The 20,750-nt window shown below is 71.1% G+C and carries 20 protein-coding genes and 1 pseudogene; 11 read left to right on the top strand and 10 right to left on the bottom strand.

The genetic code is table 11. The annotated features are described in order from the left end of the window. Positions 1-37: 37 nt before the first annotated feature. Complete coding sequence (locus ACFWP7_RS24835; RefSeq protein WP_384385008.1) at positions 38-3,301, bottom strand: BTAD domain-containing putative transcriptional regulator; 3,264 nt, start codon at positions 3,299-3,301, stop codon at positions 38-40. A gap of 218 nt (positions 3,302-3,519) precedes the next feature. Between ACFWP7_RS24835 and ACFWP7_RS24830 the strand changes: the two genes are divergently transcribed. Next, positions 3,520-4,320 (top strand): site-2 protease family protein, encoded by an 801-nt coding sequence (locus ACFWP7_RS24830; RefSeq protein WP_384384822.1) that lies wholly within the window; start codon positions 3,520-3,522, stop codon positions 4,318-4,320. Here the strand turns inward: ACFWP7_RS24830 and ACFWP7_RS24825 are convergent. From ACFWP7_RS24825 to ACFWP7_RS24815, 3 genes are read right to left on the bottom strand one after another with little or no spacing between them, the layout of a single operon-like run. Continuing rightward, entirely contained in the window at positions 4,310-4,525 is a 216-nt protein-coding gene (locus ACFWP7_RS24825) for a hypothetical protein (RefSeq protein ID WP_384384820.1), read from the bottom strand. The genes ACFWP7_RS24830 and ACFWP7_RS24825 overlap by 11 nt on opposite strands. 54 nt (positions 4,526-4,579) lie before the next feature. Beyond that, a complete protein-coding gene (gene npdG, locus ACFWP7_RS24820) occupies positions 4,580-5,299 on the bottom strand; it encodes an NADPH-dependent F420 reductase (RefSeq protein ID WP_384384817.1) in 720 nt (239 codons plus the stop codon). Positions 5,300-5,349: 50 nt separating this feature from the next. Then, positions 5,350-6,510 (bottom strand): exo-alpha-sialidase, encoded by a 1,161-nt coding sequence (locus tag ACFWP7_RS24815; protein ID WP_384384814.1) that lies wholly within the window; start codon positions 6,508-6,510, stop codon positions 5,350-5,352. Positions 6,511-6,610: 100 nt separating this feature from the next. Here ACFWP7_RS24815 and ACFWP7_RS24810 point away from each other — a divergent pair, with 100 nt between their 5' ends. Continuing rightward, positions 6,611-7,213, top strand: a complete 603-nt coding sequence (locus tag ACFWP7_RS24810; protein WP_384384811.1) for a hypothetical protein — start codon at positions 6,611-6,613, stop codon at positions 7,211-7,213. Positions 7,214-7,393: 180 nt separating this feature from the next. Further along, positions 7,394-8,695, top strand: coding sequence for an MFS transporter (locus ACFWP7_RS24805; protein ID WP_384384808.1), 1,302 nt, complete (start codon positions 7,394-7,396; stop codon positions 8,693-8,695). A gap of 138 nt (positions 8,696-8,833) precedes the next feature. Here the strand turns inward: ACFWP7_RS24805 and ACFWP7_RS24800 are convergent, their stop codons facing one another. Beyond that, positions 8,834-9,070, bottom strand: coding sequence for a hypothetical protein (locus tag ACFWP7_RS24800; protein ID WP_384384805.1), 237 nt, complete (start codon positions 9,068-9,070; stop codon positions 8,834-8,836). Positions 9,071-9,128: 58 nt separating this feature from the next. On the opposite strand from ACFWP7_RS24800, the gene map reads away from it, so the two are divergent. Together map and ACFWP7_RS24790 are read left to right on the top strand one after the other, a co-directional pair. Further along, positions 9,129-9,986, top strand: coding sequence for a type I methionyl aminopeptidase (gene map, locus ACFWP7_RS24795; protein WP_384384802.1), 858 nt, complete (start codon positions 9,129-9,131; stop codon positions 9,984-9,986). A gap of 190 nt (positions 9,987-10,176) precedes the next feature. Then, positions 10,177-10,836, top strand: coding sequence for a heme oxygenase (biliverdin-producing) (locus ACFWP7_RS24790; RefSeq protein WP_384384801.1), 660 nt, complete (start codon positions 10,177-10,179; stop codon positions 10,834-10,836). Between the two features lie 143 nt (positions 10,837-10,979). Here the strand turns inward: ACFWP7_RS24790 and ACFWP7_RS24785 are convergent, their stop codons facing one another. Then, complete coding sequence (locus tag ACFWP7_RS24785; protein ID WP_384384798.1) at positions 10,980-11,627, bottom strand: PhzF family phenazine biosynthesis protein; 648 nt, start codon at positions 11,625-11,627, stop codon at positions 10,980-10,982. 306 nt (positions 11,628-11,933) lie between these two features. Continuing rightward, positions 11,934-12,521 (bottom strand): HtaA domain-containing protein, encoded by a 588-nt coding sequence (locus tag ACFWP7_RS24780; RefSeq protein ID WP_384384795.1) that lies wholly within the window; start codon positions 12,519-12,521, stop codon positions 11,934-11,936. Between ACFWP7_RS24780 and ACFWP7_RS24775 the strand changes: the two are divergent. From ACFWP7_RS24775 to ACFWP7_RS24755, 5 genes and pseudogenes are all read left to right on the top strand, one after another. Then, positions 12,420-13,219 (top strand): annotated as a pseudogene (locus ACFWP7_RS24775) (ATP-binding cassette domain-containing protein). The gene ACFWP7_RS24780 and the pseudogene ACFWP7_RS24775 sit on opposite strands and share 102 nt — an antisense overlap. Before the next feature lie 187 nt (positions 13,220-13,406). Then, complete coding sequence (efeO, locus tag ACFWP7_RS24770; protein ID WP_384384792.1) at positions 13,407-14,546, top strand: iron uptake system protein EfeO; 1,140 nt, start codon at positions 13,407-13,409, stop codon at positions 14,544-14,546. A gap of 13 nt (positions 14,547-14,559) precedes the next feature. Then, positions 14,560-15,816 carry an iron uptake transporter deferrochelatase/peroxidase subunit gene (gene efeB / locus ACFWP7_RS24765; protein ID WP_384384789.1) on the top strand — a complete coding sequence of 419 codons (1,257 nt, stop codon included), beginning with the start codon at positions 14,560-14,562 and terminating at the stop codon, positions 15,814-15,816. Positions 15,817-15,818: 2 nt separating this feature from the next. Beyond that, a complete protein-coding gene (gene efeU / locus ACFWP7_RS24760; protein ID WP_384384786.1) occupies positions 15,819-16,709 on the top strand; it encodes an iron uptake transporter permease EfeU in 891 nt (296 codons plus the stop codon). Beyond that, on the top strand, positions 16,657-17,679 hold the full coding sequence (locus tag ACFWP7_RS24755; RefSeq protein ID WP_384384784.1) for a hypothetical protein: 1,023 nt from the start codon (positions 16,657-16,659) through the stop codon (positions 17,677-17,679). The genes efeU and ACFWP7_RS24755 overlap by 53 nt, the downstream gene beginning before the upstream one ends. Positions 17,680-17,706: 27 nt before the next feature. On the opposite strand, the gene ACFWP7_RS24750 is transcribed toward ACFWP7_RS24755, so the two are convergent. After that, positions 17,707-18,435 carry a bifunctional DNA primase/polymerase gene (locus ACFWP7_RS24750; protein WP_384384781.1) on the bottom strand — a complete coding sequence of 243 codons (729 nt, stop codon included), beginning with the start codon at positions 18,433-18,435 and terminating at the stop codon, positions 17,707-17,709. 189 nt (positions 18,436-18,624) lie between these two features. Next, positions 18,625-19,302 (bottom strand): TetR/AcrR family transcriptional regulator, encoded by a 678-nt coding sequence (locus ACFWP7_RS24745; protein WP_384384778.1) that lies wholly within the window; start codon positions 19,300-19,302, stop codon positions 18,625-18,627. A gap of 103 nt (positions 19,303-19,405) precedes the next feature. Between ACFWP7_RS24745 and ACFWP7_RS24740 the strand changes: the two genes are divergently transcribed. Continuing rightward, positions 19,406-19,585: a DUF6243 family protein gene (locus tag ACFWP7_RS24740; protein ID WP_384384776.1), complete on the top strand. Its 180-nt coding sequence runs from the start codon at positions 19,406-19,408 to the stop codon at positions 19,583-19,585. Between the two features lie 57 nt (positions 19,586-19,642). Here the strand turns inward: ACFWP7_RS24740 and ACFWP7_RS24735 are convergent, their stop codons facing one another. Next, positions 19,643-20,626: a small ribosomal subunit Rsm22 family protein gene (locus ACFWP7_RS24735; protein ID WP_384384774.1), complete on the bottom strand. Its 984-nt coding sequence runs from the start codon at positions 20,624-20,626 to the stop codon at positions 19,643-19,645. Positions 20,627-20,750: the final 124 nt, after the last annotated feature.

The following is a 20,750-nucleotide window of genomic DNA, read 5'->3' as shown; positions in this document are numbered from 1 at the left end:
CTTGGGCACGCCGAGCGACTGCCCGGTCCGGTCCGCGTCAGATGAGGGCGGCGGCCTCCTCCATGGAGAGCCCGCCGCCCTCGGCGTAGGCGGCCTGGTACGCCGCGTCGTCGAGTACGGCCCGCAGACCGGCCTCCGCCAGGGTGCGCATCTCGTCCTCCATCGGGGCGGCGAAGTGGCCCGGCGGCAGGAAGTGGTCGGCTGCGCCGAGGAGTCGGGCCGCGTCGCGGGCGCGGTCGGCACCGTACAGGCCGGTGAGGGCGATGACGGCGGTGGTCAGATGGGTGGAGATCAGGTTCGGCGTCATCATCCGCGACAGCGGGTCCAGGGACCGCTCCACGGCCCGCCGCGCCTTGTCCCGGGCGTCCGCGTACCGTCCGTCGACCGCGTCCAGCCAGGCGTCCACCCCGATCACATACCCGTCGAAGATCACGAAGGTGCTGGCCCCGAACTCCTCACGCAGCAGTCGCAGTTGCTCGCGCGCCTCGGCGAACCGGCCGGTGCGGCCGAGCCGCATGGTGAGGAAGAGCCGGCCCGCGGGCATGGCTTCGTTGACGGCGCCGAAGCCCTGCGCGAGCACCTCGCGCAGCATCCGCTCGCCCCGCTCGGGCTCGCCCAGCTCGATGTACATACTGCCGAGGCGGACACTCAGCACCGCCGCCTGGGCTCGGGCGCCGAGCCGTTCGGCGTACGCCATCGCCTCCGCGTAGTCCGCGGCGGCCGGCCCGTACTCACCCCGGCGCTCATGGGCCTCACCGCGTGCCGAGAGCGCCTCGGCCGCGCCCCAGGCATCGCCGACCCGGCCGAAGATCTCCAGCGCCTCGTCGGCGTCACGGGTCGCGTCGCCCGCCCAGTCGGCGCGGTTGGCGAGGATGTTGGCGCGCATCTGGAGGGCGACGGCGAGTTCCCATTCGAGGCCGAGTTCGCGGCAGGTGCTGACGGTCACGTCGATGACGGAGCGCATCCGCTCCATGTCGCCGGTGAGCAGGACGGCGTAGAACCAGAGGCTGCCGGGGCTGCGGCAGGTCTGCGGGAGGCCCGGACGGTAGGTCGCGGCGATGACGCGCAGCCTCTCCTGGGCCTCCGGCGTCATCCAGGCTTCCAAGTCCATGTCCATACCGGCGAGATGGACGAGGTGCACTCCGCGCCGGGCCTCTTCGAGGACCTCCGGGCGCAGTGGTGGCGCGGTGGCGGTGACGCTCTCGTACAGCGGGGCTGCCGGGCGCGCGGGCGGGGTGAACGGGTCGGGGCCGAGGGCCATGACCTCGGCGGACCAGGTGCGGGCCTCGATGCGCTGGTCGCGCATCTGCCAGTACCAGTTGAGTGACAGGACGAGGTAGATGGCCTCCTGCTCGTCGCGTTCGGTGACGGCGTGCCGCAGGGCGGTGCGCAGGTTCTCGTACTCGCGTTCAAGGAGCGCGATGGCCGCGGCCTGGCCGTGGCCGCGCAGTTCGGGGTCGGTGGTGCGGGCGAGTTCACGGTAGTACGTGAGGTGGGCGCGCTCGGCGCCGGCGCGGTCGCCGGACTCGTCGAGGCGCTCGCGCGCGTACTCGGCGACGGTCTCCAGGAGCCGGTAGCGCATCCCGCCGTCCGCCGAAGGGGCGGCCACCACAAGGGACTTGTCGACAAGGGAGCCCAGCGACTCCAGTGCGGTGGGTCCGCAGACGGCCTCGGCGGCGGCGAGATCGCAGCCGCCGGCGAAGACGGACAGCCGCCGCAGTACGTCGCGTTCGTCCTCGTCGAGCAGGTCCCAGGACCAGTCGACTACCGCGCGCAGGGTCTGCTGCCTCGGCAGGACCGTGCGAGCGCCCGAGGTCAGCAGGCGGAACCGGTCGTCGAGGCGGTCGGCGATCTGCCGTGCGGTGAGCAACCGGAGCCGGGCGGCGGCGAGTTCGATGGCGAGCGGCAGTCCGTCCAGGCGCAGGCAGATCTCGGCGGCCGCCGCCGGATCGTCCTCGATCCGGAATCCCGGCCGGGCCGCCGCCCCGCGGTCGGCGAGCAGCGCCAGCGCTACGGGCTCCGGCAGCGGCTCCACCGGGCGCAGCAACTCCCCTGGTACACCGAGGGGTTCACGACTGGTGGCGAGCACCGTCAGTCCGGGGCAGCGCTCAAGGAGCTCCTCGACGAGGTGCGCGGCGGCGTCCACGACATGCTCGCAGTTGTCGAGGATCAGCAGCATGCGGCGCTTGGCACAGTGCTCGGCGAGCCGGTTGAGGGGGTCGTCGATCCGGTCGGAGACCGCCCGCATCTCCTCGGCGCCGGCGCCGCGCAGCACGGTCTCGCGCGCGCCGACGGCGGTGAGTACCGCCTCGGGCACGGCCTTCGGGTCGTCCACCGGGGCGAGTTCGGCCAGCCACACCCCGTCCCGTGCCGCGTATGCGACGGCCTCCGCCGCCTCCTGCGACAGCCGCGTCTTTCCCGCTCCGCCGGGTCCGAGCAGGGTCACGAGCCGGGCCGCCGCGAGGTCGCCCCGGATGGTGTCGATGTCGGCCTCGCGTCCGACGAAGGAGGTGAGGCGGGCGCGGAGGTTGCCGGGGCGGGCGGCGGGTTGCGGCGCGGGGGTGCTCTGGGGCGCCGGGGTCAGCAACTCGGTGTGCAGGGTGCGTAGTTCGGGTCCCGGGTCCGAGCCGAGGCGGTCGGCAAGAAGCTGTCGTACGGACTCGTACGCGGCCAGCGCCTCCGCCGGGCGGCCCGCGTCGCGCAGGGCGCGCAGGCGCAGCGCCTGGAGGGGTTCGTCGAGGGGGTGAATGTCGCAGAGGGCGGTGAGTTCGGGCAGCGACTGTTCGGCGCCGCCGAGGGCGAGGGCCGCGGTGAAACGGGCGCGGCGTACGTCGAGGCGGCGAGTCTCCCAGCGGGCCGCCTCGGCGGTGCGGTCGGGGAGGTCGGCGAGGACCGGTCCGTGCCACAGCGTGAGGGCGTCGTCGAGGACGACCGCCGCCTTCGCGCTGTCGCCGTCGGCCAGCGCGCGGGTGCCCTCGTCCGCCAGCCGCTCGAAACGGTGCAGGTCGATGTCGTCCCGGCCCGCGGTCAGCCGGTAGCCGCCCTCGTCCGAGTCCACCGCCTCCGCGCCCAGCGCCCTGCGCAGCCTGCCGACCAGCGCCTGGACCGCGCCGGGCGCGTCCGCGGGCTGGTCGCCGTCCCACACCTCGTCCACCAGGACGGACACCGGCACGGTCCGTCCCGCCCGGAGCGCGAGCACGGTCAGCAGGGCACGCAGCCGCGCCCCGCCGACCGGGACGGGCGTGCCGTCGGAGCGGAGTGCCTGGGTGGTGCCGAGGATGCGGTAGCGCACGGGGCCCATTGTCACTGGTGAGGGCCCGGCTCCGCTTCCGGGTTTCGAACCCGCGTGATCCGGGAGAAGTTGAGGAGGAGGGTCTGCGATCATCACGGCAGCTCCTCAGGGGAATCGCTTGCAGCGTAGCGAGTGTCAGGAACCTCTGGCCGTCCGCAGGACGTTCTTCACAGACCACCGGTACGGTCGACCGCACACCCCCCAGCCCACCCCAGGAGCCCCACCTCATGACCACCACAGCCTCCCGGCGCAGTGACCGGAGGATCAGCCCCGTCTTCATCGGGATCGTGGCCGTGACGGCGGTGACCGGCTGGGCGACCTGGACCGGGTTCGCCGACAAGCCGAGTCTGGCCGTGTTCCTGTTCGTGACGGCCGCGTGGATCGTCTCGCTCTGTCTGCACGAGTACGCCCACGCGCGCACCGCCCTGCACAGCGGGGACATCTCGATCGGCGCGAAGGGTTACCTGACGCTCAACCCGCTCGCCTATACGCACGCGCTCCTCAGCATCGTCCTGCCCGTCGTCTTCGTGATCATGGGCGGGATCGGTCTGCCGGGCGGTGCGGTCTTCATCGACCGGAGCAGGATCCAGGGCCGCTGGAAGCACAGTCTGATCTCGGCGGCGGGCCCGCTGACCAACGTCCTCTTCGCGATCGTCTGCACGGCGCCGTTCTGGCTGGGCGCCCTGGACGGAGTGCCGGACCCGTTCCGCTACGCGCTGGCGTTCCTCGCGATGCTCCAGATCACGGCCGCGATCCTGAACTTCCTCCCGGTGCCGGGCCTCGACGGCTACGGCGTCATCGAGCCCTGGCTGTCGTACGGCGTCCGCCGCCAGGTGGAGCCGTTCGCGCCGTTCGGTCTGCTCGCCGTGTTCGCGGTGCTGTGGATCCCGTCGGTGAACACCGCGTTCTTCGACGCGATCTACTGGATCCTCGGCGGCCTGGGCATCGACGACGTCGAGCGCTACTGCGGTCAGAACCTGTACCGCTTCTGGGACGGCGTCAACGAGTACTGCACCGTCACCCAGTGACGGACCCCGATCCCGTACGCGCCTTGCCGCGCCGCGCGTAGTACCACGTCATGTTGGACGACAGTCCGGCCAGCAGCACCCACACGATCCCCAGCAGGCTGCCCTGGACGAAGGAGACCACGGCCGCGGCGACGGCCAGGACGCAGACGGCGAGTGCGTAGAAGGCGAGTCGCCGGGCCGGGGCGGGTGGGGGCAAGAGGGACATGGGAGCGGCTCCTGTCGGGGGGACACTGATGGCCACCAGTGTCCCCCACGTGACTTATACGTCCGTCACCCGCAGGCCCGCGTGGGCCTTGTAGCGCCGGTTCACCGAGATGAGGTTGGCGACCAGGGACTCCACCTGGTGGGCGTTGCGCAGCCGCCCGGAGAAGACGCCGCGCATGCCGGGGATGCGTCCGGCGAGCGCCTGGACGATCTCGACGTCCGCGCGCTCCTCGCCGAGGACCATCACGTCGGTGTCGATCTCCGCGATCTCCGGGTCCTGGAGGAGGACGGCCGAGAGGTGGTGGAAGGCCGCGGTGACCCGCGAGTCCGGCAGCAGGGCGGCGGCCTGTTCGGCGGCGCTGCCCTCCTCCGGCTTCAGCGCGTACGCGCCCTTCTTGTCGAAGCCGAGCGGGTTGACGCAGTCGACGACGAGTTTGCCGGCCAGTTCCTCGCGCAGGGACTCCAGGGTCTTGCCGTGCCCGTCCCACGGCACCGCGACGATCACGATGTCGCTGCGCCGCGCGCACTCGGCGTTGTCGGCGCCCTCGACGCCGTACCCGAGTTCCGCGGCGGCGCTCTGCGCACGGTCCGCGGCACGCGAGCCGATGATCACCTTCTGGCCGGCCTTGGCGAGCCGGTAGGCCAGGCCCTTGCCCTGGGGGCCGGTGCCGCCGAGTACGCCGACGACGAGCCCGGACACGTCGGGAAGGTCCCAGGGGTCCTTGGCGGGGGCCTTCTGTGCGCCGGCGGTGGAGGCGCTGTCGGTAGAGGTCATGAGCCGACTTTACGTGCGCGGATCCCGGGCGCGGATCCCGGGCATGGGAGTCAGGTGAGGGCCGTCAGGGGGATGCGGCGGAAGACGATCGTCTCGTACGCGCCGAAGTCGCCCGTCTCGTAGAGGAGTCCGAGGGTCGTGGCGTCGACACGTACGAGATCGGAGTACGCGGCCGGCAGTCCGTCGACCGTGTGCGCGGGGTGCCAGGTGACGCCGTCGTCGGTGGAGGCGCGGACGGTCATCAGGGCGCGGTAGCCGGGGTCGGCGGGACCGGAGTAGAGGAGCAGGTCGGGGTCGCGGAGCTGGAGGACGCTGCCCTGGACGACGGGGGCGCTGAGGCCCGCCTGCGGGCGGAAGGGCTTGACCAGGGTCTCGCCGCCGTCGTGGGAGTAGGCGTCGGCGCGGGTGCCGGGGGCGGGTGAGTCGTTGCGGGTGTTGAAGTAGACGCGTCCGTCGGGGAGTTCGGCGGCGGTGGTCTCGTTCGCGTTGATGTAGCCGCTGGGGTTGTCGTCGACGTATCCGAGGCGCCAGGTCCTGCCGTCGTCGTCGCTCAGCAGGCAGTGGCCGCCGTCGTACTTGCCCTCGGTGCCGTTGTCCGTGCCGGTCGGAGGGAGGGAGTGGTTGGCGGCGACGACGACCCGGCCGGAGGTCAGCCGGAGGGCGTGGCCCGGCGTGGTGGCGTACCACCGCCAGGTCTCCGCCTTGGTCTGCGCGGTGATGTCCGTGGGGCTCGACCAGCTGAGGCCTTCGTCGTCGCTGTGCTGGACCCAGACGCGGCGGCCGTCGGCGGCCGACACCTCGCCGCGGCGGATGGCGGCCTCGGTGGCGGCAGCCGCGTTGCGGACGTGGACGAGCAGGACGCGGCCGCTGTCGAGGACGACGGGGGCCGGGTTGCCCGCGAGGTGCTCACCGTTCTCGGCGGCGACCCGGAGTGGGCCCCAGGTGCGGCCGCCGTCCGTGGACCGCTTCAGCACGATGTCGATGTTTCCGAAGTCCTCCCGGGAGCCGACCCTCCCCTCGCAGAAGGCGAGCAGGGTCCCGCCTGCGGTGGCGACGACGGCCGGGATGCGGAAGCTGGCGTAGCCTTCCCGGCCCGCCTCGAAGGGGACGGACGTCTCGATGCCCTCGGTTACCTCAGCGTCCTCGGTGACCTCTGCGTCCTCGATGACCTCTGCGTCCTCGATGCCCTCGGTGTCCTTGGTGCTTGTCATGCGTCTCTTCTTACCGCTTGATTCGGCGCCTTGCCCAACTTGGGCGAATTCGGGGTGAACTCCGTGTCCCGGGTGGCCGGTTGCGGCAGGATGCGTCCCCATGGATGCCGTAAGGGTCGCGTTGCTGCGTGAAGTGCTCGCCGGGACCGAGTGGTTGGGGACCACGCGGCGGTTCGCGGGGGTGCTGCGGGGGTCCGTGGTGTCGTACGGGGGCGGGTTGTTGCTGGTGGGTACGGAGGAGTACGAACCCTGGCATCTCGCCGCGCATCTGGTCGACGAGGCGGCGTGGTCGGGAACGCCGGAACTGTCGCCGACGCTGGTGCGGCATGCGGCGCGGGGGTCGGATCCGGCCCACCTGGCGGTGGGGCTCGGGCGTATCGAGGCCGCGCGGCGGGGGGAGACGTTGCTCGTGGTGTCGCAGGGTGCGACCGGGGCGCCGCTCCTGGAACGGGTTCATGATGCCCGTCGGGCCGGGGCGACGGTGCTGGCGCTGTCCGCAGGGGGTTCTGAGCTGTTGGGGCTGGCTCACGAGTCGCTTGCCGTGCCGGCCGATCCCGAGCTGGATCTCGATACCGTGCAGCATCTTGTGAGTGCGGGGGCTGGGGAGTGTGCGTTGCCTGCGCCGCGGGGGCGGCGCCGCTTTCGTGACCGGCTGTCCCGGCTGGCGGATCAGTTGACGGCTCCGCCGTCTGCGCGGTGGTGATCTTTATCCCGCCCGCCCGCCCACCCACCCGACTCGGTCTCCCACCCCGCCTGCGGGCACCTCGACCTACCCTTCCCGACCGCCCACCCGACTCACCACTCCTTCCCGCCCGCGGCGGGCCGGCTCCCGTAGCCGAAATGCAGTTGCCTCACACCGTGGCGTCGCCCAGCATGGCCCGTCGTGACTGACGACGACCCCGCACCGCTCCGTTCGCTGCTGCCGGATCTCGCGCCCTGGCGGGCCTCCGCCGAGTTCCGTCGGGTGTGGGTGGCCGGGCTGATCACGACGTTCGGGAGTTTCCTGACCTTCGTCGCGCTGCCCGTGCAGATGAAGGAACTCACCGGATCCGTGGTGGCGGTGGGGGCGATCGGGGCCGTGGAGCTGGTGCCGATGGTGGTGTTCGGGTTGTACGGCGGGGCGCTCGCCGACGCTCTGGACAAGCGGAAGCTGATCGTCTACACGGAGGCCGGGCAGGGGGTGCTGTGCGCCGCGCTGCTCGTCAACTCGGCTCTGCCGCACCCGACGGTGTGGCCGCTGTACGTGGTCGCCGGACTCAGCTCCGCGCTCGGCGCCGTCCAGCGCCCCGCGTTGGACTCGCTCCTGCCGCGGATCGTGGCGCACGAGCACCTGCCGGCCGCGGCCTCGCTCAACGCGCTGCGCTGGACCGTCGGCGGCGTCGCGGGCCCGGCGCTCGCGGGTGTCGTCGTGGCCTATGCCGGGCTCGGCTGGGCGTACGCCGTGGACCTCGTGACGTTCCTGGCGTCGGTGCTGCTGGTCGTCGGGCTGACGGCGTCACCCGCGGCGCGCGAGGCCGCGAAGCCGTCGCTGCGGTCGATCGCGGAGGGCGCCCGGTACGCGTGGAGCCGCAAGGAGCTCCTCGGCACGTACGCCATCGACCTCGCCGCGATGTTCTTCGCGATGCCGCTCGCCCTGCTGCCCTTCCTCGCGGACGAACTCGGGGCCCCGTGGTCGCTGGGGCTGATGTACGCGGCACTGCCGGCCGGGGCGCTGCTCGTGACCCTCACCAGCGGGTGGACCTCTCGGATCCACCGGCACGGGCGGATGGTGGTCCTCGCGGCGGTCGGCTGGGGATTCGCCATGGTCGCCGCGGGTGTGATGGGCAACGTCTGGTTGGTGTTGCTCTGCCTCGTCCTCGGCGGCGCCTTCGACATGGTCAGCGGGATCTTCCGGGCCGCCATGTGGAACCAGACGATCCCGGACGAGCTGCGGGGCCGGCTCGCCGGGATCGAACTGCTGTCCTACTCCGCCGGGCCGCAGCTGGGGCAGGTCCGCGCGGGCGGGATGGCGGCGTGGACGAGTGTCCGGGCCTCGATCTGGGCAGGCGGGCTGCTCTGCGTGGGCGCGGTGGGACTGCTGGCGCTCTGCCTCCCCAAGCTGATGACGTACGACGTACGGACGAATCCGCATGCGCGGCGGATGCGGGACGTGCGGCGGTCGGCCAGCGGGGTTTCGCCAGGTTGACGCCGGTGGGGGGTAGACCCGGCCTACGGCCGGGGTTCTTTCCCACCCGCATCGCCCATGACTGTCGGCCGACAAATGCAGGCCCCCAGCGTCGGCTGAGCACCATGGGCGACTGCGGGTCACCAGCCGCCCGCGGGCTCAGTCCTCGTCAGGCCCCGGCTCCGTCCCCTTCGCGTCGTGCCACTTCGGGTCCGTCTCCCATTCGAGGTTGCGTTCGCGGGCGATTTCCATCGCGCGCTGGGCCTCGGCTCGGGAGGCGTAGGGACCGAAGCGGTCCTTGCCGGGGCAGTCGGGGCCTTCCTCGACGGTCTTGTGTTCCAGGCAGTAGTACCACTCGCCGGGCTTGCCGACGGTGCGCTTCTTGAAGAGGGCCATGACCGGCTCCTTTCGCCACGGACATGGTCCCCCACGTCCGCTGGTTAGACTCGCTGGCATGTCTGGCCAGTCGCTGCTCGTACCAGGGGAGCTCTCTCCCACCCGTCCCGTCCCGGGAAACATCAGGCGCCCCGAGTACGTGGGCAAGCCCGCCCCCACGCCGTACACCGGCCCGGAGGTGCAGACGCCCGAGACGATCGAGGCGATGCGGATCGCCGGGCGGATCGCCGCGCAGGCGATGGCCGAGGCCGCGAAGCTCATCGCGCCGGGCGTCACGACGGACGAGCTGGACCGGGTCGCGCACGCCTATATGTGTGACCACGGCGCCTATCCGTCGACCCTCGGCTACCGCGACTTCCCCAAGTCGCTGTGCACCTCCGTGAACGAGGTCATCTGCCACGGCATCCCCGACTCCACGGTGCTGCGCGACGGCGACATCATCAACCTCGACGTGACGGCGTACATCGGCGGTGTGCACGGCGACAACAACGCCACCTATCTCGTCGGCGACGTGGACGAGGAGAGCAAACTGCTCGTCGACCGGACCCGCGAGTCGCTGGAGCGCGCCATCAAGGCGGTCAAGCCGGGCCGCCAGATCAACATCATCGGCCGCGTCATCGAGTCGTACGCGAAACGCTTCGGGTACGGGGTGGTCCGGGACTTCACGGGGCACGGGATCAACTCCTCCTTCCACTCCGGGCTGATCATTCCGCACTACGACAGCCCCCACGCGACGACCGTCATCCAGCCCGGGATGACCTTCACGATCGAGCCGATGCTGACGCTCGGTACGCACGAGTACGACATGTGGGACGACGGCTGGACGGTCGTGACGAAGGACCGCAGGCGGACGGCGCAGTTCGAACACACGCTGGTCGTCACGGACAGCGGCGCCGACATCCTCACGCTGCCGTAACCCCCGATCCTCCGGTACTTCCGAGCCCCACAGCCCGCCCTGTTCCCGGGGCGGGCTTTTTCATGTGGATCTGATCGGGATCCAGGGTACGTTTTTACCGACAGGACGTCGGGAACCAGTTGACTTAGGTAAGGCTAACCACAGAAAATCCGACTGCTGCTCTCTTCCCCTTCACCACCGGAGGTCCACCATGAACTCGTCGGGTACGGCGTTCTCGACGCTCATCCGCACCGCTTCGCACGAGCAGCACACGGAGGCGGAGACCTCGACGTTCATGAGCGACCTGCTCGGCGGCAGGCTCGGCGTGGAGGCGTACGCGCGCTACACCGAGCAGCTGTGGTGCGTGTACGAGGCGTTGGAGACGGACGCCGGAAAGCTGGCGTCCGATCCGGTGGCCGGGCCCTTCATCCAGCCCGAACTGTCGCGCCGCGCCGCGCTGGAGGCCGACCTCGCCCACCTCCGTGGCCCCGACTGGCGCACGACCCTCACCGCCCTGCCGGCGACCCGGGCCTACGCGGCCCGCGTCGCCGAGTGCGCCCGCACCTGGCCCGGCGGCTACGTCGCCCACCACTACACCCGCTACCTCGGCGACCTCTCCGGCGGCCAGATCATCCGCGGCAAGGCCGAACAGACCTGGGGCTTCACCCGCAAGGGCGACGGCGTCCGGTTCTACGTCTTCGAGGACATCACCAACCCCGCCGCCTTCAAGCGCAACTACCGCGAACTCCTCGACGCCATCCACGCCGACGACCTGGAGAAGCAACGGATCGTGACGGAGTGCAAGCGGGCCTTCGCCCTGAACACCGATGTCTTCCGTGCCCTCGGGGAGGAGTTTCCCCTCACTGCGTGAGGTTCCAGCCCGTCCGGCGTCCGCGGACGAACGCGTTCGGCGCGATCCGGGGGTCTGGGGGCGGACCCCCCGGGGACGGGCATGGGCAGGGGCGGAGGGGGCGAACTGCATCCATCAGCGGCTCCGCCGCGGGCCCACCCACCTCACCCCCGCATCAACCGCACCCGGCCCCCCACCTCGACCCATCCCCCCGGCTGCGGCGCCGTAAGGATCTGAGACCCGGCCCCCTGGACGATGTTGAGCGCCCGCCCGAGCCGAGCCGTCAGCTGGAGGGCCGCCGCCCCCGTGGCCTCGTCCTCCTCGATGGCGTCCCCGCGCCCGGGGAACCCACGGGCTCGGACCCGCCCCGCGGCCTCGTCCTCCCACGCCCAGGCGTAGATCCACTCCCCGGAGGGCGGCACGGGCAGCGCGTCCACCTCGTCAGCCGTGGCGTACTGACGCAGCGTGCGCGGTTCCGGCCACTCCGGACGGGCCTCGATCCAGCTGAACTCACCGTCCAGCCGAACCCCCACCACCCCGGCAGGCGTGACCAGTTCGGGCACATCGAGCAGCCAGCCCGTCCCGACACACGGATGTCCGGCGAAGGGCAGTCGCAGCGTGGGCGTGTAGATGTCGATGACCCCGCGCTCGGGGTCGTCCACGAACACGGTCTCGCTGAACCCGAGTTTCGCGGCGAAAGCCAGCCGGTCCTCGCTGTCCGGCATGACGGAGCCCTCACGAACGACCCCGAGTTCGTTGCCGTATCGCCCGCCGGAACCGCAGAAGACCCGCAGCACGTCATATTCAGTCACTCCGGCATTCAAACACCACTCGCTCCACAAGCCCGCCCCAGCCCACCGGACCGCCGAAGGCGACCGGGTCCGGGGCCGAGGCCGGGCCGGGGTGAGGCCGGGGCCGGGGTGAGGCCGGGGCCGGGGTGAGGCCGGGGCCGGGGTGAGGCCGGGGTGAGGCCGGGGCCGGGGTGAGGCCGGGGCCGGGGCCGGGGTGAGGCCGGGGCCGGGGCCGGGGTGGGGGCCGAGGTGGGACCGGGGCCGAGGTGGGGCCGGGGCCGGGGCCGAGGCCGGGGTGGGTTGCCGCACCAGTGCGGGTGAACCGGGCTACGCCGTACGTCGCCTGCGCATCGCGACCACCACGCCCGTGCCCGCCGCGACGATCACCGCGGACGCGGCGCCGAGCGCACCGACCGGTACGTCCGAGCCGGTCGAGGCGAGCGAACCGCTCGTGCCGCCCGTCGTGGAGCCGGTTGCGGAGCCGGTCGTGCCGGTGCCGCCCGTCGTACCGGACGTGCCCGAGCCGCCCGTCGTACCGGAGCCGCCCGTGGTCGACTCGTCGTCATCGTCGGGCAGTTGGGCGCCCTCGTCCACCGCGACGGCCAGGTCCACCGGGTCCAGTTCGGTTCCCGCCGTGTAGAACCCGCCGAAGGCCTTCGCGCCGGCGTCCGTCAGCGTGGCCGTGACGTCGTCGAGCTCGATCACGCCGTCCTGGACGGTGAGTTGACCCGAGGCGGCCTTGAGCTTGGCGAGGGCGACGTCCTCGGACTTCTCGCCGAGGCTGTCGACGTCGGCGGTCAGTTCGCCGGAGCCATCGTCGAGTTCCGTCCTGAGGTCGCTGAAGGTGAGGTCGAGGCCGTACTCGCCGTTCGTCTCGTGGCCCTGGGCGAGCGGGCGGCGTGCTCTGACGGGCATGGTGGCGGTTCTCCTTGGTGGGTGATCCGGACAAGCGGCGGACGGTGTAAGGGGGCTCAGTCCTCATCGGGGACTGCGGCGGACGGTGTAAGGGAGTTCAGCCCTCGTCCGGGACTCCACGGCCGCCCGGCCGCCCAGTGGTCCGCGCCCGAACTCGCCCTGCGCCGTGCCGTGCTCCCCCAGTCGGCCGCGCTCTCCCTCCCGTTCACGGTCGACGAGGTCGTACGGATGGGCCGGGCGCCGTGGGCCGGACAGTCCGACGACGACGAGGTGGCCGTGGCCGATGCCATGGCGGTGACGGAGGTCGCGGCGTTCGCGGGCCGTCCCTTCTCGGCGCTGAGCGGCGGTGAGCGGGCGCGGGTCGCGCTCGCCCGGGTGCTCGCCCAGCGCGCTCCCCTGCTGCTGCTCGACGAGCCGACCGCCGCGCTCGATCTGCGGCACCAGGAGCTGGTGCTCCGGGTCTGCCGGGAAAGGGCGCATGCGGGGGACGCCGTGGTCGTGGTGCTGCACGATCTGGGGCTCGCGGCGGCGTACGCGCACCGGGTGGTGATTCTGTGCGCCGGCGCGCGGTGGCCGACGGGCCGCCGGCCGGGATCTTCGCCGACGAGTTGCTCTCGGAGGCGTACAAGCAGCCGGTCGAGGTGTTTCCGCATCCGCGCACCGGCGAGGTCCTGGCGGCCCCCCGCCACCGTTCTTGACCCACTCTTTACCATCCCGTGGGCTGCGGATTGAGCCACCGTGATCAGGTCGCGCTCATACACCGTCCATGAGAGCTGAATCACTGGACGGACGGGTACCACTCAGGTAAGCCTCAGATAAGTTAGGTCTGCCTCACCTGGATCTTTACCGTTTCTGTGAACCCGTCGAGCCCCGCCTGGAGCCTTAATGCGTCCCGTCCGACTCTCCGTCGCCACAGCCGTCGCCGGCGCGGCGGTTCTGACCGCCGTCACGGGCTGCACCGAGAAGAGCGATACGTCGAGCAGTGACAACCTCGTCGAGGTGACCGCCACGGACTCCAAGTGCGAGGTGTCCAGGACGGAGTTCCCCGCCGGGCACGTCAAGATCTCCGTGGAGAACAAGGGCTCCAAGGTGACCGAGGTCTACCTCCTCTTCCCGGACGACCGGATCGTCACCGAGCGCGAGAACATCGGCCCGGGCACCAAGCAGACGGTCACCGCCGAGGTGAAGGCCGGTGACTACCGGATCGCCTGCAAGCCCGGCATGACGGGCGACGGGATCCGCCAGGACGTCAAGGCCACCGGCGGCACGGTCGCCAAGCGTGACCCGCGGCTCGACAAGGCCGTCGCCGCCTACCGCTCGTACGCGCAGGCGCAGGCCGACGCGACGCTGCCCAAGGTCAAGGTCTTCACCGACGCCGTCAAGGCCGGCGATCTGGAGGCCGCGAAGAAGGCGTACGCGCCCTCGCGGATCGGCTGGGAGCGCACCGAGCCGGTCGCCGAGTCCTTCGGCAACATCGACCCGAAGGTCGACGTCCGCGCGGACGGTCTGGAGCCCGGCCAGGAATTCACCGGCTGGCACCGCCTGGAGAAGTCCCTCTGGCAGGACAAGAAGATCACCGCCGAGGACAAGACCCTCGCCGACCAGCTGGTGACGGACCTGACCGACTGGCAGAAGCGGGTGGGCAAGGCCGACATCACCCCGACCTCCATGGCCAACGGCGCCAAGGAACTCCTCGACGAGGTCGCCACCGGCAAGGTCACCGGCGAGGAGGAGCGCTACTCGCACACCGACCTGGTCGACTTCAAGGGCAACGTCGAGGGCGCGCAGGAGTCGTACACGCTCCTCAAGTCGGTCGCCGCCGAGAACGACGCGGCCCTGACGAAGGAACTGGACAAGCAGTTCGCGGCGCTGAACACGCTGCTCGACAAGTACCGCGCGGACAAGACGTCCTACGAGTTCACCTCGTACGACAAGGTCGGTGACGCCGACCGCAAGGAGCTCTCGGACGCGGTCAACGCGCTCGCCGAGCCCCTGTCCAAGCTCGCCGCCGCTGTCGTGAAGTAGACGAGGGGTCACCATGACGGACACCTCCACCGGTTCCACTCCCTCCCGGCGTTCGCTGATCAGCTGGGGCGGGGCGGGTCTCGCGCTCGGTGCCGCCGCTGCCGGTGGCGCGGTGGCGATGACCCAGGCGGGCAGCGACGTGGAACCGGCCGCCGAGTCCGGCGCCGCGATCGCCTTCCACGGAGCGAACCAGGCCGGCATCGCGACACCCGTGCAGGACCGGCTGCACTTCGCCGCGTTCGACGTGAAGACGGAAGACCGCGCCGAGTTCGTCCAGCTCCTTAAGGACTGGACCGAGGCGGCACGGCGGGTCACCGCCGGGCAGGCGGTCGGTGAGGGGGCGTACGGCGGCCTGGCCGAGGCGCCGCCGGACGACACCGGTGAGGCGCTGGGCCTCAGCCCCTCGCGGCTGACGCTGACGATCGGCTTCGGGCCCTCGCTCTTCGCGAAGTTCGGTCTGGCGGGCCTGCGGCCGGCGGCCCTCGTCGACCTGCCGAAGTTCGCGGGCGACAACCTGGACGGGAACCGCAGCGGCGGCGACCTGTGCATCCAGGCCTGCGCGGACGACCCGCAGGTCGCGGTGCACGCGATCCGCAACCTCGCCCGGATCGGCTTCGGCAAGGTCGTCATGCGCTGGTCCCAACTGGGCTTCGGCAAGACCTCCTCGACGACGCCGGACGCGCAGACCCCTCGTAACCTCATGGGCTTCAAGGACGGCACCCGCAACATCGCGGGGACGGAGACCGACCGGCTGAAGAAGTTCGTGTGGGTGGAGGAGGGGGACGAGAAGGGCGCTGCGGCCTGGATGACCGGGGGCTCGTACCTCGTCGCCCGGCGGATCCGGATGAACATCGAGACCTGGGACCGGACTTCGCTCCAGGAGCAGGAGGACATCTTCGGCCGCGACAAGGCCGAGGGCGCCCCGGTCGGCAAGGCGAAGGAGCGCGACGAGCCGTTCCTGAAGGCGATGAAGCCCGACGCACACGTACGGCTCGCGCACCCCGACTCCAACCACGGGGCGACGCTCCTGCGCCGCGGCTACTCCTTCACCGACGGCACGGACAGCCTCGGCCGCCTGGAGGCGGGCTTGTTCTTCCTCGCCTACCAGCGCGATGTGCGCACCGGCTTCATCCCGGTGCAGCGCAGCCTGGCCGTCGACACGCTCAACGAGTACATCCAGCACGTGGGTTCGGCGGTCTTCGCGATCCCACCAGGCGTCCGCGACAAGGACGACTGGTGGGGCCGGGCACTGTTCACCGAGGAGGCATAGCCGTGTTCGCGAACTATCTGATCGGTCTGCGCGAGGGCCTTGAAGCCAGCCTGGTCGTCTGCATCCTGGTCGCCTACCTGGTGAAGACCGAGCATCGCGAGGCTCTGCGGCCGATCTGGATCGGCATCGCCGTCGCGGTGCTGATCTCGCTCGGTTTCGGCTTCGGCCTGGAGTACGGCTCGCAGGAGATGACGTTCAAGGCGCAGGAGGCGCTGGGCGGTTCGCTGTCGGTCGTGGCCGTGGTCCTGGTGACCTGGATGGTCTTCTGGATGCGGCGCACGGCACGGCATCTGAAGACGGACCTGCACGGCAAGCTGGACTCGGCGCTGCTGATGGGCACCGGGGCGCTGGTGGCCACGGCGTTCCTGGCGGTCGGCCGGGAGGGCCTGGAGACCTCGCTGTTCGTGTGGACGTCGGTGCATGCGGCCGGTTCCGAGGACGGCACGTTCAGGCCGTTGCTCGGCGCGCTGCTCGGTCTCGCGACGGCGGTGGTGCTCGGCTGGCTGTTCTACCGTGGCGCGCTGCGCATCAACCTGGCCAAGTTCTTCACCTGGACCGGAGGCATGCTGGTCGTCGTCGCCGCGGGTGTGCTGGCGTACGGCTTCCATGATCTCCAGGAGGCCGACTTCCTGCCTGGCCTGACGGACAAGGCCTTCGACATCAGCGGTGCCATTCCGCCGGACAGTTGGTACGGCACCCTCCTCAAGGGCGTCTTCAACTTCCAGCCCGACCCGACCGTCCTCCAGATCACGGTGTGGGCGCTCTATCTGATCCCGACGCTCGCGATTTTTCTCGCCCCGGTAGGGTTCGCCTCCGGGAAGGGGAAGGTGAAGACACCTGATGAGCAGGGATCGCAGGGTTCGCGGGGATCGCAGCACTCGAAGACTCCGTAGTCGCAGTCGATTCGCCCTGGCAACGGGCGCGGTGACGGTTCTGTCCTTGACGGCGAGCGGCTGCATGGTGGTGCACGGGGAGCGGGAGATCGTGCCGACGGCGACCCGGACGGAGGCCGCCCGCGCGCTCAGCGACTTCACCACCGCGTACAACAAGGCGGACAAGGCGTACGACCGCTCGCTGGACGCCGGCCATGTCACCGGCCCGCTCTCCGACATCGACGGCGCGAAGCTGGACGCCGGGCACGAGAACAGCCCGGCCGGCAACCCGGCGCCCGCTCCGCTGGAGCTGACCGACGCGAAGTTCACCATCCCCGAGAAGGCGGGCTGGCCGCGCTGGTTCCTGGCGGACACCCAGGCCAACAAGGGCTCGGGCGACACCCGTTGGCTGCTGGTGTTCACCCGGGGCAGCGCGAACGACGTGTGGCAGGCCTCGTATCTGACCGTCCTGGCCACCGACGACGTACCGGAGTTCGAGAAGGACGCGGACGGCTGGGCGCAGCCGGTCACGGCGGACGACGCGGCCCTCACGGTCGCGCCGGACAAACTGGGCCAGGCTTACGCGACGTATCTGGCGAGCGGCGGCGACACCTTCGCGCCCGGCGCCCACACCACCGAGTGGCGGGCCCTGCGCGAGAAGAACGCGAGCAAGCCGGGCCTGGCCCGGCAGTACGTCGACGAGCCGCTCAACTCCGGTGACTACGCCCCCGTCGGGCTGCGCACCACGGACGGCAGCGCGCTGGTCTTCTTCACCACCCGCCACTACGAGAAGCAGACCGCCGCACAGGGCGTGGACCTCAACGTCACCGACGCGAACATCAAGGCCCTGATGACCGGCGAGCTGAAGCAGTCCCTCACGCTGGAGTTCGTCTCCAACGAGGCGGTGCTTGACCCGGCGAAGGGGTCGGGGGACCAGCAGGTGGAGTTCCTGAGCCGGGTGCAGGGGCTGACGGGGGCGAAGGGCGAATAACGGAGGCGGCTCAGCCCCGTGGGGGGTTCAGCCCCGGTGGGGCCAGGCCGCCAGTTGGTCCGAACCGTCTCCCACGTAGCGGGCACAGGCGTCGGTCAGCATTTCGAGGATGGTGAGCGGGTCCGGCAGGGGGTGCTCGGGGCCCCGTACCCAGTCGACCGTCAGATCACCGGGGAGCTGGGCCGGCGGCACGAGGACGTAGGACCCGCGACAGTGCCAGCGCAGCCCGGGGTGCTCGTCCATCGTCTCGGGGTGGCAGTCCAGCTCGCAGGGCCACCACTCGTCCGGGTCCTCGGGCGTACCGCGGGTGGCCGTGAAGAAGAGCATCCGGTCGGTGCCGGACTGGGCGACGGGTCCGACCTCGATCCCGGAGGCCAGCAGCCGCTCCAGCGCCTCGCGCCCCGCCTCCAGCGGCACGTCCAGGACGTCGTGCACCATGCCGGTCGCGGTGATGAAGTTGGCCCGCGGCTGGTGGCGGGCCCAACGCTCGATCTGGGCACGGTCGGTGGTGGACTGCGTCTGCCAGGCGAAGGAGATGGGGTGGCGCGCGGGGGTGGGACAGCCCACGCGGTCACAGGAACACCGGTACCCGGAGGGGTACGCGGCCTGCGCGAGCGGCAGCCCGGCTGCGGCAGCGGCGAGCAGCAGGGCTTCACGCCCGCTGCCGTCGTCGGCGGTCTCCTTGGGGCGGCGGCCACGCAGCCACTGGGAGATCCTGCCCTGCGCGCCGGAGCGACTGCCGGACTCTGCGCTCATGTATCGCCTCGCCTCGCCGTAGTGGCCACGTGTTGCGTCCTGCCCCATGGTCCCATCATCCTGCGCCCCGGGTGGCCAGAGCTGACATCCGGGGTGGGTGGGGGCGATGCGCCTGTGGCAGGAATCAGGCATGTTCGCGCGTTTTGGTGTGATATATGTCGCCGCCATTCCGCACTGAGCGGCTGCCGGTCAGCGCGGGGCGAGACCGTGGAGGGCGTAGTCGACGAGGGCGTCCGTGTAGGCGTAGTCGATCGGGCCGGTGCGCTGGAGCCAGCGCTGGGCGAGCGGGGAGACCCAGAGCTCCAGGGCGATGCGCAGGTCGATGCCCTGGCGGACCTGGCCGACGTCCTGGGCGGAGCGCAGCCGCTTCACATACAGCTGGAGCTGGGGTTCGAGGAGTTTCGTCACGAACTCGACGCCGACCTGCTCGTTGACGACACCCTCGGCGGCCAGCGCGCGCGAGGGGATCTCGAACTTGGGGTCGAGGAGCTCGTCGACAGTGGCGCGCAGGACCAGCTTGAGGTCGGCCTCCAGATCGCCGGTGTCAGGGATCTCGTACGCCGCCTCCTCCCCCAGGATCTCGGGCCGTGACGCGGCCTCCGCCGCCTGGGCACTGAGATCGATGAACGCCTCCAGGAGCACGTCCGCCTTCGACGACCACCAGCGGTAGATCGTCTGCTTACCGACGCCGGCGCGGGCGGCGATGCCCTCGATGGTGGTCTTCGGATAGCCGACCTCGCTGACGAGGGCGAGGGCGGCGTCATAGATGGCGCGGCGGGACTTCTCACTGCGGCGGGTGGAGTCGGGGGTGGGTTTGGTTGAGGGCGGGGCGGGATTGCCCAAAGACTGAGGGGGCTTCTGGACCATGGGGTGAATTTACCAGGTTGACAAGACGGTGCGTCTCGCTGGACAGTGGTAGGTATCTAGCGAGACGAATCGTCTCGCCGTGAACCGAAGAGGGAGACCCGAGATGAGCCGAGGCGGAAACATGCTGGGCGTCGGCGGAGGCCGCAGCAACCTGGGCCGCAAGGCGCTGCGCGGCGGAGGCCGGGGCAAGCAGGTCGGCGTGAGCCAGGACCCCCAGGCTCAGAAACGTGAACTGCTGCGCAAGCTGCAGGAAGAGCGCCGCAGTGCGGAGGAGCAGAGTTAGTCCCCCTGAAGCGGAGTCAGCCCCCTGGGGCGGAGTCAGTCTCCCCCAGGGACGGAGTCAGTCCCCCCGGGGCGGCGGCCATGCGTCGCCCCAGACCGCGTCGCGGGCCGCCTTGTACAGGAGCCCGTGGCGCTTGCTGACCGTTTCCCGGCGGAGAGAGGGCTCGGTCTCGCACAGGTCCAGGAGCACTTGGCCCTTGCGGATCTGCGGCTTGCGGACGACGCGGGACGGAGCCGGGGCCGACGGGAAGCGGGTCGCGGCGACATAGCTGAACTTCTCGTCCTCGTACGGCAGGGAGCCGCCCTTGACCTGGCGGTGCAGGGAGGAACGGCTGACCCGGGCCGAGAAGTGACACCAGTCCTCGCCGGGGACGATGGGGCAGGCCGCGCTGTGCGGACAGGGCGCGGCGACCCGGAGCCCGGCGCCGGTCAGCCGGTCGCGGGCCTCGATGACACGGGCGTAGCCGTCCGGGGTGCCGGGCTCGATGATCACGACGGCCTGGGCGGCGGACGCGGCGGCGTCGACGACATGCGCGCGGTCGGCGTCGGTCAGTTCGCCCAGGACGTAGGAGACGGTGACGAGAGCAGTGCTCTCGATGGTGAGCGCTGCTCCGATACGAGAGCGGTGCCACTCGGCGGACTTCAACTCCGGGTTCGCCGCGGCGATTTCCCGGCCCAGTGCGAGCGCCGGTTCCGCCCAGTCGAGCACCGTGACCGGGCGCGTGCCCTCCCAGGTCGCGTTCACCGCCCAGGTCGCCGCGCCGGTGCCGCCGCCGACGTCCACGTGGCTGTCCGGCGCCCAGCCGGGGGCCGCGTCCGCGAACGCGTCCAGCGCGGTGCGTACCGCCTCGAACGTCGCGGGCATCCGGTACGCCGCGTACGCGACCACGTCCGAGCGGTCGCGCAGGACCGGGGTGTGCGTCGGGGTGCGACCCCGGTAGTTCGCGATCAGCCGCTCCACCGCCTGCGTGGCCGCCTTCGGGGGGAGGCCGTCGAGAAGGCCGGCGAGGGCGGTGCGGAGGGCTTCGGCGGGGGCGGTCACGTCGTGATTCTACGGTTGGTGGGGTGGGGGTTGGTTTCTTCGCCCCCGCCGCCCCTGCCCGTCCCTTGTCCCTGGGGGCTGCCGCCCCCAGACCCCCGCTGTCGGCCTGAACGGCCTCGTCCTC

The organism is Streptomyces sp. NPDC058470 (assembly GCF_042721055.1).
Classification (GTDB): Bacteria; Actinomycetota; Actinomycetes; order Streptomycetales; family Streptomycetaceae; genus Streptomyces.
The sequence above is the reverse complement of the archived record's forward strand: the minus strand, read 5'-3'. Positions and strand labels throughout refer to the sequence as shown.

Excerpts from the sequence above, each read along its gene's own strand:
- ACFWP7_RS24835 (WP_384385008.1), bottom strand. The coding sequence starts at position 3,301 with ATGGGCCCCGTGCGCTACCGCATCCTCGGCACCACCCAGGCACTCCGC.
- ACFWP7_RS24830 (WP_384384822.1), top strand. The coding sequence starts at position 3,520 with ATGACCACCACAGCCTCCCGGCGCAGTGACCGGAGGATCAGCCCCGTC.
- ACFWP7_RS24825 (WP_384384820.1), bottom strand. The coding sequence starts at position 4,525 with ATGTCCCTCTTGCCCCCACCCGCCCCGGCCCGGCGACTCGCCTTCTAC.
- npdG (WP_384384817.1), bottom strand. The coding sequence starts at position 5,299 with ATGACCTCTACCGACAGCGCCTCCACCGCCGGCGCACAGAAGGCCCCC.
- ACFWP7_RS24815 (WP_384384814.1), bottom strand. The coding sequence starts at position 6,510 with ATGACAAGCACCAAGGACACCGAGGGCATCGAGGACGCAGAGGTCATC.
- ACFWP7_RS24810 (WP_384384811.1), top strand. The coding sequence starts at position 6,611 with ATGGATGCCGTAAGGGTCGCGTTGCTGCGTGAAGTGCTCGCCGGGACC.
- ACFWP7_RS24800 (WP_384384805.1), bottom strand. The coding sequence starts at position 9,070 with ATGGCCCTCTTCAAGAAGCGCACCGTCGGCAAGCCCGGCGAGTGGTAC.
- map (WP_384384802.1), top strand. The coding sequence starts at position 9,129 with ATGTCTGGCCAGTCGCTGCTCGTACCAGGGGAGCTCTCTCCCACCCGT.
- ACFWP7_RS24790 (WP_384384801.1), top strand. The coding sequence starts at position 10,177 with ATGAACTCGTCGGGTACGGCGTTCTCGACGCTCATCCGCACCGCTTCG.
- ACFWP7_RS24780 (WP_384384795.1), bottom strand. The coding sequence starts at position 12,521 with ATGCCCGTCAGAGCACGCCGCCCGCTCGCCCAGGGCCACGAGACGAAC.
- efeO (WP_384384792.1), top strand. The coding sequence starts at position 13,407 with ATGCGTCCCGTCCGACTCTCCGTCGCCACAGCCGTCGCCGGCGCGGCG.
- efeB (WP_384384789.1), top strand. The coding sequence starts at position 14,560 with ATGACGGACACCTCCACCGGTTCCACTCCCTCCCGGCGTTCGCTGATC.
- ACFWP7_RS24755 (WP_384384784.1), top strand. The coding sequence starts at position 16,657 with ATGAGCAGGGATCGCAGGGTTCGCGGGGATCGCAGCACTCGAAGACTC.
- ACFWP7_RS24750 (WP_384384781.1), bottom strand. The coding sequence starts at position 18,435 with ATGAGCGCAGAGTCCGGCAGTCGCTCCGGCGCGCAGGGCAGGATCTCC.
- ACFWP7_RS24745 (WP_384384778.1), bottom strand. The coding sequence starts at position 19,302 with ATGGTCCAGAAGCCCCCTCAGTCTTTGGGCAATCCCGCCCCGCCCTCA.
- ACFWP7_RS24740 (WP_384384776.1), top strand. The coding sequence starts at position 19,406 with ATGAGCCGAGGCGGAAACATGCTGGGCGTCGGCGGAGGCCGCAGCAAC.